The 12,169-nt window shown below is 38.3% G+C and carries 10 protein-coding genes; 8 read left to right on the top strand and 2 right to left on the bottom strand.

Features of this window, described 5'->3' with window-relative positions; all coding sequences use genetic code 11:
* Nucleotide 1: 1 nt before the first annotated feature.
* Nucleotides 2-2,098 (bottom strand): ATP-dependent helicase, encoded by a 2,097-nt coding sequence (locus tag ACZ5V8_RS02305; RefSeq protein ID WP_464218182.1) that lies wholly within the window; start codon nucleotides 2,096-2,098, stop codon nucleotides 2-4.
* Between the two features lie 131 nt (nucleotides 2,099-2,229).
* Between ACZ5V8_RS02305 and rsfS the strand changes: the two genes are divergently transcribed.
* A complete protein-coding gene (gene rsfS / locus ACZ5V8_RS02300; RefSeq protein WP_464218181.1) occupies nucleotides 2,230-2,574 on the top strand; it encodes a ribosome silencing factor in 345 nt (114 codons plus the stop codon).
* Between the two features lie 15 nt (nucleotides 2,575-2,589).
* On the opposite strand, the gene ACZ5V8_RS02295 is transcribed toward rsfS, so the two are convergent.
* Entirely contained in the window at nucleotides 2,590-2,859 is a 270-nt protein-coding gene (locus tag ACZ5V8_RS02295; protein WP_464218180.1) for a hypothetical protein, read from the bottom strand.
* Between the two features lie 264 nt (nucleotides 2,860-3,123).
* On the opposite strand from ACZ5V8_RS02295, the gene mltA reads away from it, so the two are divergent.
* The 7 genes from mltA (at nucleotide 3,124) to ACZ5V8_RS02260 (ending at nucleotide 12,160) form a co-directional block, all read left to right on the top strand.
* A complete protein-coding gene (gene mltA, locus ACZ5V8_RS02290) occupies nucleotides 3,124-4,245 on the top strand; it encodes a murein transglycosylase A (RefSeq protein ID WP_464218179.1) in 1,122 nt (373 codons plus the stop codon).
* A 113-nt stretch (nucleotides 4,246-4,358) separates the two neighbouring features.
* A complete protein-coding gene (locus ACZ5V8_RS02285; protein ID WP_464218178.1) occupies nucleotides 4,359-5,693 on the top strand; it encodes a TldD/PmbA family protein in 1,335 nt (444 codons plus the stop codon).
* Entirely contained in the window at nucleotides 5,694-6,608 is a 915-nt protein-coding gene (locus tag ACZ5V8_RS02280; RefSeq protein WP_464218177.1) for a LysO family transporter, read from the top strand. It abuts the gene before it with no gap.
* A 16-nt stretch (nucleotides 6,609-6,624) separates the two neighbouring features.
* The gene (locus tag ACZ5V8_RS02275) at nucleotides 6,625-6,981 is read left to right on the top strand and encodes a (2Fe-2S) ferredoxin domain-containing protein (protein ID WP_440616266.1); all 357 of its coding nucleotides are present in this window, start codon (nucleotides 6,625-6,627) and stop codon (nucleotides 6,979-6,981) included.
* A gap of 407 nt (nucleotides 6,982-7,388) precedes the next feature.
* The gene (locus ACZ5V8_RS02270; protein WP_440616264.1) at nucleotides 7,389-7,559 is read left to right on the top strand and encodes a hypothetical protein; all 171 of its coding nucleotides are present in this window, start codon (nucleotides 7,389-7,391) and stop codon (nucleotides 7,557-7,559) included.
* A gap of 52 nt (nucleotides 7,560-7,611) precedes the next feature.
* A complete protein-coding gene (locus ACZ5V8_RS02265; protein WP_440616262.1) occupies nucleotides 7,612-10,923 on the top strand; it encodes a UvrD-helicase domain-containing protein in 3,312 nt (1,103 codons plus the stop codon).
* A gap of 154 nt (nucleotides 10,924-11,077) precedes the next feature.
* Nucleotides 11,078-12,160: an MFS transporter gene (locus ACZ5V8_RS02260; RefSeq protein WP_464218176.1), complete on the top strand. Its 1,083-nt coding sequence runs from the start codon at nucleotides 11,078-11,080 to the stop codon at nucleotides 12,158-12,160.
* The last annotated feature ends 9 nt before the right edge of the window (nucleotides 12,161-12,169 follow it).

Below are 12,169 nucleotides of genomic sequence, written 5' to 3'. Positions count from 1 at the left end.
TTTACTGTATTGCTGCTGCTAACTTCTTAAGATAATTTGCCATAGGGACGCTGTGTTTTGACTTTTGCTTTAAAGCGGTCTGATCTTGATCTAAGTGTGCTTTTAGCAACATCTCACATTGATGCAGATGGCTTTCATATAAGAATCGCACTGAATTGGTTTTGCGTAAACCTTGTGGTGCGCCACTGATACCTTCAAAAAACCATTTATTAAGTTTAGCAACATCATTGCCTGCGACAATACTTAGCTTTGAAATTGCGCGCGTGATTGCCACATAAAATAAACGACGCTCACTTTCTATTTCATCAGGTGTAGGCGGTTTGTCTTTAGTATTACTAAAAAAGCTTTGCTCTGTCATGTCACATAGAATCACATGCTGCCACTGTAGCCCTTTTGCTTTATGAATCGAGCTAATAAGCAATCCATTTTTATCATGCTTTGATAGATTTGCCTGCACCTGCAAAGCATTAAAATGATCTAAAAACTCAGTAATTGTCTGCTTTGTTTCCAAGCTAAAATTAAGCCATGCATCAGCAACATCACTGTCGGTGTAGACAGGACTCACTGCTGCTTTTTTTGCCAAATAGGCGGCAAGATCCAATAGTGTATATAGCATTTTAACCACTGTTGACGCTGGCGTTTTTGGCTTAACACCAAGCATATCTTGCCAAAGCTCCAGACGCTCTTTAATGCGTGATACTTGATAAAACGGCAGGTCATATTGTTGTTTGAAGTTTTGTAATGCCATCATTGGTTTTAATGGATTTACACTGAGTAACTCACTTAAACACTCCAGTTGCGAGATATTTAGATATAAACTTGGAAATGACAACATTTGCACAACTTTTTCTTTGCGTATCTGCTCTGGCAATTGCTGAAAATATTTACTTTTATCTACCAATGATAAATAGCCAAAAATCGATTGTGTTAACGGCAGTTTAAAGACGCTTTGACCTCCGGCAATATGATAATCCAAACCTTCTTGCAAACAAGATAGCTCTAGCAGCACACCTGAGCTATATTTTCTGACTAACACGGTAATATCATTAAGTTTGTATTGACCATTACGAATGCTTTTCGCAACCTCTTGAATCAATACCTTCAATTTATTTTTACTGATGATATTGACATCGGTTTTCTTCGCTGCTTCAGGCGCTGAGAAGCATAATGTTTTTAACCGTTGTTTATTATGTTGAATCACTTCATTTGCCATTATTGACAACAAATGACCATAGCGGAATGTCAGCGATAAAGTATACGTTTTGGCATTTTTAAAATCCTGTGCAAAACCTTTGAGCATATAAAAAGGGCGCGAACCTCGCCATTCATAAATTGTCTGATCAATATCGCCAACTGTAATTACCGATTGCGCATTACTTGAAATCAATTTAAGTAATGACTGCTGTACATCATTGATATCTTGATACTCGTCAACTATGACATAGCGGTAGCGATTACCAAAACGTGCTGCTAACGTTTTATTGGCAGTTAATACTTTCATAGGCTCGTATAGCAAGTCATCAAATGTTCGCCAACGATAATGTGCTCTTAATTGCTCATAAAAACGAAAGAAATTCTCCACCTTGCTCTCTTCAGACTGCTCTACCTGCTTTAGCATCTTTTTAAGATCCAAACTTGATTTCAAAAGCCCAATATATTGTTGATAGCGATCGATAACCTCGGGCGTTATCGGTTCTTTTTCATTAAGTAGCTGATTGGTTTTCTGTAGTGCTTCACGCACCAGCTTCTCAAGCATACTATTTCTATCAATGAGTTGCGCTGTTGACAATAATCCCTTTTTCTCCAAGAAACCAACTGTTTTAAGCCCCAACGCATGAAAGGTCTTGATATCTATAACTGCATTAATATTCAGCGCGTTCAATCTTCGCGTGAAGTCGTTTGCTGCAGACTTGTTAAACATCAACACCAAAATCTCACTTGGATTAACGTTATTTTTCAGTAAGAACTCAATGCGAGCAATTAAGGTTTGCGTTTTACCACTACCTGCAACTGCAGAAACTAATGCATGCTGAGATAGACTATGCTCAATAATCGCCTGCTGTTCAGGGGTGTAGCAAATAGTTGTCGCCTTATTCACAGGTGGGGCTCCTAACAACAAAGACTCACATTGTAACTAAGTTTTTGGCAATGAGATATACCGCTTGCTTGTCTTTTCAACTTCGACTAAACTGCTATGCTTTGAAAATAGACAAAGCATCCTATCAAATTATGGAAACAAAAGAAATTCTAGATCTAGCTGTTAACGCTTTAGAAGATGTTAAAGCTGAAGACATCACGGTTATGAATGTGGAGCATTTAACTGAACTGATGAGCTATGTCGTGGTTTGCACTGCAAATTCAGGTACACATGCCAAAGCATTAGCTAGTAATCTTGAGATGACTGCCAAGAAAAATAATGTCACAATTTTAGGTATCGAAGGTGAAGTTAAGAGCGACTGGGTTCTTGTTGATTTGGCAGATATCGTTGTCCATATTATGAAAGCAGAAACTAGAGAATTTTATCAACTAGAAAAATTATGGGATATCAAGCCAAACTCACCTAAAACGGTTTAAGGTCTATTGTTAAGCTTATACACTGATTAATAACAGTTTCATCTCCTCAGGAGATACAAACCCCGCTAGACGCTTGGCACCTTTGCGAATCTCAGTCACTGGCAACACTGTATGGCATAGCCTCTCTAAAAACATCGAACTTGACTTGCATCCTCGTGCTGCTGCTAATTTCATAATATAGCGCAGACGCTCAAGTGTCTTTTTATCTTTATTTGCAGCTTGGTTAAATGATTTAAAATAATTAACAACCCAATCAAAGGTGAGCAAAAATTTTCCTTTCAACATGCGAACTCCTTATTTGACCGTTAAGTTCATATCCTCTTAAAATAATGGCTTGAAGCTTTCAAATTTTCAAGATTTATCAGCAAATTAATAGTAGGTAGATTCGTATAATAAGCACACAACACTTCTAGAATAGTAGTAGTAAAAGAGATTGTTTACTGACAGAAACAACTTAGGATATGATCACAAAAAATACACTTGACATCTGGCGGTAGATCGCGACAATAGCAACATCTTAAAATATAAATGCCTGTTTTAGATACGTCTATGCGAATAAAATACTTGCTTTGCTTAAGCACATTGACCTCGTTTTTGCCTTTGTGTTTATCGGCAAATACAAGTATTAGCTTTGAACCGGTTGCCTATCAAGCACTACCCGACTGGGATTGTGGCGATCAGATGCAAGCCTATCAAGCACTACAGATTTCGTGCAAAGCCATTGTTAAAAACAATAATTATAATAAAGACTGGCAAGGTAGCTGCCAAAATATATTAGCCGTATCAGCGCATACCGATCGACGTGCGCGTGAGATGATTGAACAAAACTTCTCCCCTTTTTTGGTGCGTTATAATGATGAATCACAAGGTCTTTTTACTGGTTACTACGCGCCAGCCATATCAGGCAGCCTATATCCTACAGCAGAGTTCCAAGTCCCTATTTATAAAACACCTGCTAATTTAATCCAAAAAAAGACATCCTCAGGCACACAGTACGGACGCATGGTTAATGGGAAATTCACACCTTTTTACACCCGTGAAGAGATCGCCAAGAATAATTTTTTCACACGAAAAGACGTCATTGCATGGGTGAGTTCACGTATTGAGCGCACCTTTTTACAGATTCAAGGATCTGGTCGTATTGAGCTGACTAATGGCGATAGCATTCTTGTCGGTTACGACAGTCAAAATGGTCACCCTTACCGCCCAATTGGTCGCTATTTACTCGAAAACAAACTCATGCCCCGCGAAGATATCACCATGCAATCGATTAAGAAATGGCTATATAAACACCCAAAAGATGCCGATAAGGTTTTAAACTATGATCCTTCTTTTGTCTTTTTTCGAGTGCTTAGCCATGGTAATCCCATTGGTGCCCAAGGCGTGCCATTAACGCCTGGTTATTCCATTGCCATTGACAGCAAGTTCTATCAATATGGGACACCTGTTTGGTTAAGCACAACCTATCAAGGTAATCACAATAAAACACATAAACTCGATCGTTTAATGATTGCTCAGGATACTGGCGGGGCGATTCGTGGTGCGATTCGTGGTGATGTTTTTTGGGGCAGCGGTGAAGAAGCTGAGTATTACGCGGGGCACATGAAGAACCTAGGAAAGATGTTTGTCCTTCTTCCAAGAGCAGATGCCCTTCACCTTGCTAAAAAATAATTCCCTTTAAATCGTCAAAACGCATAAAAAAGCGGCAATCAAGATTTGCCTTATCTTAAGCAATTGCTGATAATGTAATACATTAAACTTTAAAGATTTCAATATTACTAAACATGTCTATTCTCGATAAAAAGCGCTATTTACAAGATGTCCTTCGATTTGCAAGTCGCGTGTTGCATAAGAAAAATATCGATGCTTTTGAAATAAATTGTAGTTATGACCAAGGACATGTTATTGCCGTTCGCGATCAACAGACCGAAACTTTGGAGTATAATGTCACCCAACAGTTGAGCGTCACCATTTATCACCAAGGAAAAACTGGCTACGCTGAAACCTCTGACCTAAGTGAAAAAAGTATTCTATCCATTATTGATAATGCCAAAACTATCTCTAACTTTACCGAGAAAGACCCTTTTGCCGGAGTTATCGATAAGCGCTTTCTATGCACGCCACCTGAAATGCCCGAGCTTTACCAACCGATTGCAAACTTTAGCATTGATAAACTCATTGATCATGCTAAGCATTGCGAGGCAATTGCACTAGAGAATCATGATATTGACCATTCTGAAGGTGTTGATATCGACAGCTTCGAGATTTTGCATGGCTTTGCTAATAGTCACGGTTTTTTGCATGTTTATCCTGAAACACGTCATAGTATTGGCATGGGACTTATTGCCAAAGATAATCATGGAATGCAGCGTGATAATGCTTACTATAGCGCGCATGATTTTACTACACTGCCGAGTATTGAGCACATTGCTAAGCTCGCACTTAAGCGCACACTCAATCGCAGGAACCCGCGACGCATTCAAAGTCAACAATTGCCCATTCTGCTGTCGCCAGCTATTGCCCGCTCATTTTGGGGTGCCTTATTATCCGCCATCAAAGGACAACGCCAATACCATAAAGATACTTTCCTTTTGGATAAAATTAATCAATCCGTCATTTCTGAAGATATTAGCCTTATTGAGAACCCTAATATTCCACAAGCGCTTGGCAATCAACCTTATGATAACGAAGGGGTGAACCTGGGTGAAAACCCGATTATCACCCATGGCGTTTTGAATCGCTATTTATTAAGTAGTTATAGCGCGCGCCAGCTAAAGCATGAAACCACAGGCAACGCCGGTGGCATAAGTAACTTAACGGTTCATAGCAGCAGTACGCAATCGTATGATGACTTGATTAAATCGATCGATAAGGGCGTGATTATCCATGAAACCATGGGCCAAGGCTTTCATATTACCACGGGTGATTATTCACAAGGCGCGATGGGCTATTATGTTGAGAAAGGTGAAATTTGCTATCCGATTGATAACTTCACCATTGCCGGCAATCTAAGCGATATGCTACAAAACATCATTGCAATGGGTGATGATATTGAGCCTTTTTCACGCATTCAAAGTGGTTCACTGCTCATAAAACAATGTAGTATCAGTGGTGAATAAATGATTCAAGCACTTATTATTCTATCAGCATTGATTCTTGGTTATTTTATTGACCTGAAAGTCTTATCTAACAAGCTGATGAATAAACTACTGTCAGCGATGATTAGCCTGATTATTGCCGTCATGGGCTATAACTTTGGCGAGCTTATCTACAAACTGCAAGGTGAGCTTGTTTCCATGCTTGGCATTACCTTAAGCTTTATTGCCGCATTATTTGCTATCAACGTGTTAGCAGTCTATGGCTATTTGCGCTTAAAGCCAAAGCGCGCAATCAAAGCGCATCACGACATGGTCAAAGCACAAAGTCCATTGAAACCCATACTGACCAGTTGTAAATACCTATTGTATCTTGTCATTGGTACTTTAGTTGGACTATTTATCAATAAACCCCTTGTGCATATCGGACTAATTATTGATGGTATTTTAATTCTTATTTTATTTATTATTGGGATCCAAATGCGGCGTGAAGGTCATTCACTGACACAAATTCTCAAGAATAAAACGGGCATTATGATTGCGATTATTTTAATGATCAGCTCCCTTGCTGTTGGTGCCATCTTGGGCGTTTTCTTTGATATTCCATTATCACATGCACTCATGCTCACAAGTGGCTTTGGTTGGTATAGTTTAGCCAGTATCTTAAATGCTCAGCTGATTGATGCTCACTTTGGCACGATGACATTTTTTATCGATTTCTCACGCGAAATTATCGCCATTATTGTAATTCCCATGTTAGCCAAACGTATTCCTACCGAACTGGTGAGTTATAGTGGCGCCACAGCGATGGATTTTAGTCTACCTGTAATCAAAGATCATATCGGCATTCAAGCCGTACCTGTCGCCATTAGTAGTGGATTTGTATTAACATTGGCAACGCCGATTCTTATTCCACTATTCAACCTGATTCCCTTTTAAATTTTTAAGGATTGCTATGCAAGATGAATTATTAACCCAAAAAGCGCAAACATTAGGTTTGAATAATATTAAACGCCATATTTTTTTATGTTGTGACCAAAGTATTGATAAATGCTGTAATAAAGAGGCATCACTCGTTGCGTGGGACTATCTGAAAAAACGTCTATCTGAGCTTAAACTCTCGCAATCTGGTGAAATCTATCGTACCAAAGCCAATTGTCTACGCATATGTATACAAGGGCCAATTGCTGTTGTTTATCCTGAAGGAGTATGGTATCACTCATGCACTCCCGAAGTGCTTGAAGACATTATCCAATCACACCTTATTAAAGGTGAAATTGTGACACGATATCAAATTAAAAATGAGCGTTAAAAACCATAACCAACTGGGTGAACTCATGCTCAACGCTTAAATAATCTTTCCCTTACAATGACTTACCAATGCGGCGCGCTCCCCATAGGAAAGTTGACTGCCACTCTGGTAAATTTAACTTTAAAATACGTTTGAACATTTTCTCTAACTTTTAGTGGAACTATCTAGCAAAAAGTAAGCCAATTTGTTGAATAAAACAACAAATAGCTGCCCTATTTGATGAGTTACACAACATAAAATCACAAAACTAACTGTCTCTGACTACTTAATTAAAACGCAACTGATCGTTAATTCATTGCAGGGAAATTCTCAAAGACAAAAATCACCTCTGAGTTGAATTAAAATTATTCGCATACTACCAAGTTTTACGCTACTATGTTTTAAACAATTAAAAAGGAGATCGTATTATGGATATGCAAAATGGATGCAATACACAGCCATTACAGACACACGTTTATAATGACGCTATGGCAATGCTTAAAATGGGTGTGCCGATTTCTGTTGTCGCTAAAACTTTACAGATTCCAAGTGAACAGATTCGCCATTTGAAAAATGAACGCAGTAACAATAATGAATAAAGCATAAGAATCGATTAGGATAATACTCAATTTAACAAACCTTCCTTCAGTTATGATTCCTAATGATGCTGCGGCACGCAATGAAGCACTGAACCCCAGAAAATCCTTTATCGTACAAGCACCTGCAGGCTCTGGCAAAACCGAGACCTTGACACAACGTTATTTAAATCTACTGGCTCATGTTGAAGCACCTGAGGAAATTATTGCCTTAACCTTTACCAATAAAGCTGCTAATGAAATGCAGCAGCGGATTTATCAATCCCTCTTAGCGGCACAAAATAATCCTGAACCAGATGAGCCACATAAGAAGCTTACTTTTAAGCTTGCCCAACAAGCCCTATTACAAGACAAATGCAAACAATGGCAGCTGTTAATGAGTCCTAAGCGCTTGCGCATTATGACCATTGATGCATTTTGTCAGAGCCTATCCAAACAACTCGTGTTTGAAACCGATGAAGCATTTAATGCCGAGATTAGTGACGCCCCTGAGCTGTTGTATGAACAAGCCATTGATGATTTTATCAATGACACGCAACAACAAAGTCCTTATTATCAGGATTTACATGATCTGTTAGCTCATCTTGATAATGATATTACTCGCGTAAAGAGCCTGCTTAGCAGTATGCTCTCAAGACGCGAGCAATGGCTTGGCATCTTGCTATCATCTCAACTGATAGATACCGATACAACACACAGCAAAAAAAGTAAAACAATTATTGAGTCTGGCTTTACAGCGCTTTTTGCTGAGCTTCAACGGCGCTTAAGTACATTGTTAAACATCGATCAAAATCAATTGATCTTAAATGAAATACTGGCATTTTGTGATAATAAACATAACGACACCCTGATAGATCAAGACAATCCGATCTTTTGGCAACGACTCATTAAACTGCTTTTTACCAATGACAATACTTTTCGTAAAACTTTTAATGCAAGACAAGGCCTACCCGCCAAAGATGCTAAAGCAAAAAATTATGCCCAATGGCTTATTGAATATACGCAATCGTTTAGCGATAACAGTATATTACACATTTATCCATTAGTTGCTGAAATCCGTCTGTATGAAAACTTATTATTAAACGATCAAGAGTGGCTGATATTAAGTGCGATCGCGCGTATTGCATTGCGCTTGGTTCAATATTTAAAGCTTGTGTTTAAAGCACGCGCTTTGCTTGATTTTAATGAAGTGTCGCTACAAGCGTTATCAGCCCTTGGCAACAGTGAGGCACCAACTGATTTGATGCTTTATCTTGATCACCAAATCAAGCATCTTTTGATCGATGAGTTTCAAGATACCTCAATTTTACAATTTAAGTTACTGCAAATGCTCACGCTTGAGTGGCAACCCAATGATAGTAAAACACTGTTTATTGTTGGTGATCCAATGCAGTCTATCTATCGTTTTCGCCAAGCGGAGGTTAATCAATTTATAGATGTTAAAACACATGGCATCAATCAAGTAGCACTTGATTTTCTACCGCTTGATTGCAATTTTCGCTCACACAAATCAATTGTTGATTGGGTGAATCATCATTTTTGCAGCATCTTTCCTAAAGAAGATGATAGAAACTATGGTGGCATTAGCTACGCGCCGGCAACAACGTTATCGCAAGAGACTAATCAAGAGGCTATTAATTATCGATTATTTGCAGATTCAACACAAGAAGCATTGTTTATTGCCGATAGTATCAAAACGCATCTTAATAAACATCCAGATCATCAAGTTGCTATTTTAGTGCGTACTCGCAGCCATTTAAAACATCTTGTGCCTGAATTAAAAGCTCAAGGGATTGACGTTGTTGAAAATGAAATAGAAACATTCTACCACCAACCAATGATTATGGATCTATTGTGCCTTTGTGCACTTTTAAACAATCCTGAGCAGTCTATTTACTGGGTGAGTTTATTACAGTCACCCTTGTTTGGCTTTTCTTTAAATGAACTGCAAACGATTGAAAAAATAGAATTAAATGAGCAACAAAGTCAGATACCTCATTCGTTTTATGACAAGTTAGCACGTTATCTTGGTACGCACCGAACACACCCTCATCAACAAAAAGCATTTTATTTTATAAGCTGGATCAACGATGCTTTTTTTAATGGTGTGCGCAGCAGTTTGATAGCGCGCTCAAAGATTATTTGGCAAGCACTCGATGGCTTTAGTATTCATCAAGATCATGCGCTGTTTGCAAACTTTATTAACCTTTTGCAAAATCATTTAACCGACGACAAAACGGCTATTGCACAATTTGATCGCTTTGTCGCACAATTAAAACGCAAGTTCGTTAGTAGTCCATCACAAAGCAATGTATTGATTATGACTATCCATAAATCCAAAGGTTTGGAATTTGATTTTGTGATTTTGCCGCAACTTGATAAGCGCGGCAAAGCAGATGGCACCCCCCTTTTCTTGCATGATACGGTACGCTTGAGCGATGGCAAAGATCATTTATTACTAAGCCCTATTAAACATAGCTGGGACAAAGACACACCGCCACTTTTCAAAGTCATCCAAAGCATGCAAAAAAAGCGTGCTGAGTATGAGCTGCAACGGCTCTTATATGTTGCTGTCACTCGCGCGAAATCAACGCTTTTATTTACTGCGGTTACTGACAATGGCAATGATATCAAAGCTGCTAATAATAGCTTTTTAGCACTTCTAGCTCCACTGAATCTCCCTTGGGTGACGTGTGAGGATTCAAATACTGATATTTCAGCTGATAAAGAGCCAAGCCCACGCTATAAAGTAATCAAGCAAATCCAAAGCTACTCAACCACTACCGTACCCAACTTTGAACATTATCAAACATTACTTGAAACAGATAAAGCAGATGATTTAAATCACCCTGATCTTAGTGAACTAGTGCTCAGTAGTGAACGTCAAATCGGCTCGGCATTGCATCAACTGTTTAATTACTTAAGTAGCTCCAAAGATAACATCAACCATTGGCAAAATTATTTTGCACTTTGCTTGCATCAACACGCGATTACCAAAATCAATCACGCGCAATCATATGCTTTAGCTAAAGAGGCAATAGCCAATACACTAACGCAATATCCTTCTATTCTTACTGCTTCCGGCATGCATGAACAAGTTATACTCCATTCTAGCTTTGGCAAAACTCAAAAACACATAGCTGATCGAATTATTATCGAGAATGATCAATATCATATTATTGATTATAAATTTGCTAGACCACTGAGCAATGAGTCTTTAGAGGACTTTGCAAGCACCCAGATAGCAACCTATCGTGTACAACTTATCAACTATCAAAAGCTGATTGCTCGCTACTTTAGAATAAACTCTGGGGATATCAAGCTGTCACTTTATTTTCCATTGATTCCGCACCTTCAAAATTTGTAAAATACTGAAAACTCCCCAAAAATTTAAAAGTGTGCACAATACGCCCGTAGCAATGATACAAGAACAGGAATCACAAGGATGGCGCACACTACTTTTGGTAACCACATGAGTAAACTATTAAACAAAATGGCATCAAAGGTGTCTTTTAAAAAATGTGAAGACAATACTGGAAAAAGTTTTAGAGCATGGCAGCTTAAACCTTTACTCAATCAGTAGCAGCCAAAAGGAGTACGAAAAATTGAGACGGACAATTACAGGTGACAATAAGCTAAATGACTTTGACCCTGAGCAAATTAGTGAAGTGTTATGTACTGAAACAGCCAAGAAATACGAAGCTGCCGATAATGTTATTTTGATTCATGATCCTAGTGAGATACGCAAAAAATATACCAAGCAAGCAGAGCCTATAGGAAAAGTAAAGGATCTGAATAAGAAAACCATTAATGGCTACAGCAGCTTCAATACAATTGCCGTTAATTTAGATAACAAGCAGATTGATTTATTAAGTCATGAGTTGTACAGCAACAAGCAGCCAGAGTTCTTATCAAAAGAAACGATTGAACAGTTAAGTGCCGGTGAAGATATCGTGATTTCACAGGCGTCTAGAGAAGCCTTTGATGAACCGATGCTTTTAATCACGAATAAGCAACTTGTGAATCAATATGACGTTTACAACGTATATGATTGCTATTTAAAGCGCTCTCGTATTGAGGGTGTGTTTAAATTTATCAAAGGTGAGCTTGGCTGGGAAGAGTTTAGACTTAAAAATTTTGAGGGAATTAAAGCCATTACTGCTATTGGTTTCTTTGTCGCATCTTATTTATATGAAATTGGTCAAGGTGAAGTTTATGATGACTTTGTTGTATTGATTTGCCTATTCAGTTATATATTTTACAATCAGCTGATCGATGGATATCTAAACACTCTTTTGCTAATGCTTATTTTTGCCTTTTTTGGAATGCTCGCATCAACCTACACTGTTATAATAGCCGAAATATCTCAAGCAAACTTTAGATGTAGAAGCATCGGGCTATCCTACAATCTTAGCTATTCAATATTTAGCGCGCCAGTTCCTGCGTTATCAATACTCATTTTAGACTCTACAAATTTAATAATGCTACCATTTTGGTTAATCGCTTTAAGTTCAATCATTGGCATAATCGGAACTGTAGCAACACTAAGCATATGGAAAAATATAAAGCAACATCAAACCTTAGCATACAATCAAACCACATAAATTTTAAGG

Source organism: Cysteiniphilum sp. GTC20157, assembly GCF_055396795.1.
This window is presented reverse-complemented; position numbering and strand designations above follow the sequence as displayed.

What these genes read in the sequence shown, in the direction of transcription:
- rsfS (WP_464218181.1), top strand. Translation starts at nt 2,230, where the DNA reads ATGGAAACAAAAGAAATTCTAGATCTAGCTGTTAACGCTTTAGAAGAT.
- ACZ5V8_RS02295 (WP_464218180.1), bottom strand. Translation starts at nt 2,859, where the DNA reads ATGTTGAAAGGAAAATTTTTGCTCACCTTTGATTGGGTTGTTAATTAT.
- mltA (WP_464218179.1), top strand. Translation starts at nt 3,124, where the DNA reads ATGCGAATAAAATACTTGCTTTGCTTAAGCACATTGACCTCGTTTTTG.
- ACZ5V8_RS02285 (WP_464218178.1), top strand. Translation starts at nt 4,359, where the DNA reads ATGTCTATTCTCGATAAAAAGCGCTATTTACAAGATGTCCTTCGATTT.
- ACZ5V8_RS02280 (WP_464218177.1), top strand. Translation starts at nt 5,694, where the DNA reads ATGATTCAAGCACTTATTATTCTATCAGCATTGATTCTTGGTTATTTT.
- ACZ5V8_RS02275 (WP_440616266.1), top strand. Translation starts at nt 6,625, where the DNA reads ATGCAAGATGAATTATTAACCCAAAAAGCGCAAACATTAGGTTTGAAT.
- ACZ5V8_RS02270 (WP_440616264.1), top strand. Translation starts at nt 7,389, where the DNA reads ATGGATATGCAAAATGGATGCAATACACAGCCATTACAGACACACGTT.
- ACZ5V8_RS02265 (WP_440616262.1), top strand. Translation starts at nt 7,612, where the DNA reads ATGATTCCTAATGATGCTGCGGCACGCAATGAAGCACTGAACCCCAGA.